Source organism: Tissierella praeacuta DSM 18095 (assembly GCF_900128955.1).
Lineage (GTDB): Bacteria > Bacillota > Clostridia > Tissierellales > Tissierellaceae > Tissierella > Tissierella praeacuta.
This window is the reverse complement of record NZ_FQTY01000037.1, coordinates 1-2360: the sequence shown is the minus strand read 5'-3', so window position 1 is coordinate 2360 and position 2360 is coordinate 1. Positions and strand designations below refer to the sequence as shown.

Below are 2360 nucleotides of genomic sequence, written 5' to 3'. Positions count from 1 at the left end.
TTTTTTTTCTAATCCTTGGTCAATTATAAAATCACTTAATTTTTCTAATCTTTTTTCCAAATCTATAATTTTATTTCTCATAGCTGCTTTTTCTTTTAATTCTGCTAAATCCATTTTTTTAATATTTTCTTTTTTTTCTTCAATCAATCTATTAATCTCTTTTTCTAAGTCTTTGACTTTTTTCTGTAATTTTATATTAGTATTTTTAATAGCTATAGTATCTTTCATATAATTTTTAGCCATATTTTTAAATTCTTCAAAAGTATCTTTCTTGATTTCAACATAATCTTTATTAAATAGCTTTTCTTTAGCCTCTATTCGCCCTAATTTCATTATTTCGTCTTTAGCCATATCTAACATACCTAATTCCCTTTTAGAAGCCTCTAAATCGTTTTTAAGGGCTTTTAACTCCATTTTAATAGTTTCCCCTTTAAGTTCACTAATAGATTTATTACCAGCCTTTGTAGCGTCGTTTAAGATACCTATATCACGACCAAAGACTTTCTCCATATGATTTTCAAGTTTAGGGTGAAACTCCTGAAGGTATTTTCTAGTTATTAATTCCTTAGCAGATACTTTCAAATCTCCCCTTTTCTTATCAAAAACTACTGGTATAAAGGCAAAGTGCATATGTGGTGTAGTTTCGTCTAAATGAACATAGCTTGAAATTACATTTTCCTTGCCATATTCATTTTCTAGAAAATTATAGGTTTCTTGAAAAAACTTCTCCTGATCTTCCTCTGTTTTTATTTTTTCAGGTAAAGTTACAACCCAATCACACATCACATTTACATCTTTTCTATTTAGACATCTAACTTCCGAAGTTCTTTTCTTAATAAACTCAAGCTGATTTTTATCTTCCGCAAGATTATAATTTAGCCTAGTCTTTTCTGTATCAATATCTTGATTTCCAAACTTAATATATTCTCCATTTTCCTTTTTGTATCTTTCAAAATGCCTTGTAAGTCCGCCGACTTGGTTTCTATTTGCTTTCATCAAATGAGCCAAAACAATCCCCCTTTACTGCATACCAAAATTCAATTTCGACATAAAAATAAGGTAATCTATTTTACATTAAGACTACCTTATTTTAGCATATTTCATTTTGGTATAGCAAGTTATACCAAAAATTTGGTAACTTGTAAGGGGAGTTCCCCTTAACCCCCTTTAGATCCAAAACTAAACTTCAAAATTTCCGTTCATTTTTATAAAATCAAGGTAGTATTTTTCAAGAAACCCACTTGAAAAATCTCCACCTTGATTTTATAAATTTCATCTGCTATTTACAAAGTAAGGCGAAGGTGACAAAGATATATAAAAAAATAATCTTTCCTTCGCCTTAAAAAATTTTAGCAGATGAAATCACTCTCTAGATTAGTTGGTAATAAAAAAGAACTTGATAGGCTCAGGTTCTAAAGATATATTTATTATCTTAAAAATAACCCTTCAGAAATAACTAAGCTTTTTAATAAATCAATAAATTCATTATTCTTTTTTAACATTTTAACTACCGCATAAAATTCACCAGAACCTAAAGTAATTAAAGCCTTTTCTGATTTAAAGTAAAAAGATACTAAAGAATTACCTAAATTATCAAAGACAGTATTTATAAATTTTTCCGTTTGTTCCACAATTACTGGAGACATTACAGTTTCAAAATATTCCATGGGCTTACTGTAATTACATCCTTCATGGTCAAGAAGAAAACCAGTATGAGAAACTATTATATTCGTATAAGGGTAATAACAATGTAATTTAAGAATAATTCTAACAAATTTACTAATAAATTTATCCACCTCTGTTTTATAAAAATATTGCTCTACATCTCCAAAAGCAATTGATTCAGAAGAAATTTGTAAAGGAAAAATATCTATTATATCTAAATAATCAGGTTCAGAATATTTACTAAGAAATTCAGATATATGAAGATTATCTATTAATTCACGAGAGGAAAGTAACTCTACTTTCTCAAAATCTTTCCATTGGAATCTAGTGAAGCTGTTCTTTCGGATTTCTTGCCACTCTTTGCCTGTTTTTTTGTTTTTAGTTTCCATTTACTACCTCCATGTCCTTTATTACCTGCATCATCCTCTTCGATAACCCAACCACCTTTTTCTTCATAACCTACTCTATTACCATTTTTTACTCGTTTATTAAACTTACCTAAATCTACCACATTACCATTTCTAAACCTAGAGGGAATATCATTAACCAATTTTTGATATTTATCTTCTGCTTTTGTTATTAACCATTTCTTAACCTTATTAGCAGTCTCAGAACTAACTTTATAAAGAGCAATACCACCTACCAAAATAGCTCCTCCTGTTACAACTACTTTACCAATTCCAGGAATCATCCAA

3 protein-coding genes are annotated in these 2360 nt (G+C 28.7%); all 3 read right to left on the bottom strand.

All coding sequences use genetic code 11. The features are described from left to right. Positions 1-1008 (bottom strand): MobV family relaxase (gene mobV, locus BUB33_RS15620; RefSeq protein ID WP_072978154.1); only part of this gene is annotated, 1008 nt, incomplete at its 3' end. Between the two features lie 419 nt (positions 1009-1427). Next, the gene (locus BUB33_RS15615) at positions 1428-2054 is read right to left on the bottom strand and encodes a hypothetical protein (RefSeq protein WP_072978153.1); all 627 of its coding nucleotides are present in this window, start codon (positions 2052-2054) and stop codon (positions 1428-1430) included. Next, positions 1961-2360, bottom strand: a 400-nt coding sequence (locus BUB33_RS16210) for a hypothetical protein (RefSeq protein ID WP_200778258.1), incomplete at its 5' end; no start/stop codon positions are given. The genes BUB33_RS16210 and BUB33_RS15615, both read right to left, overlap by 94 nt.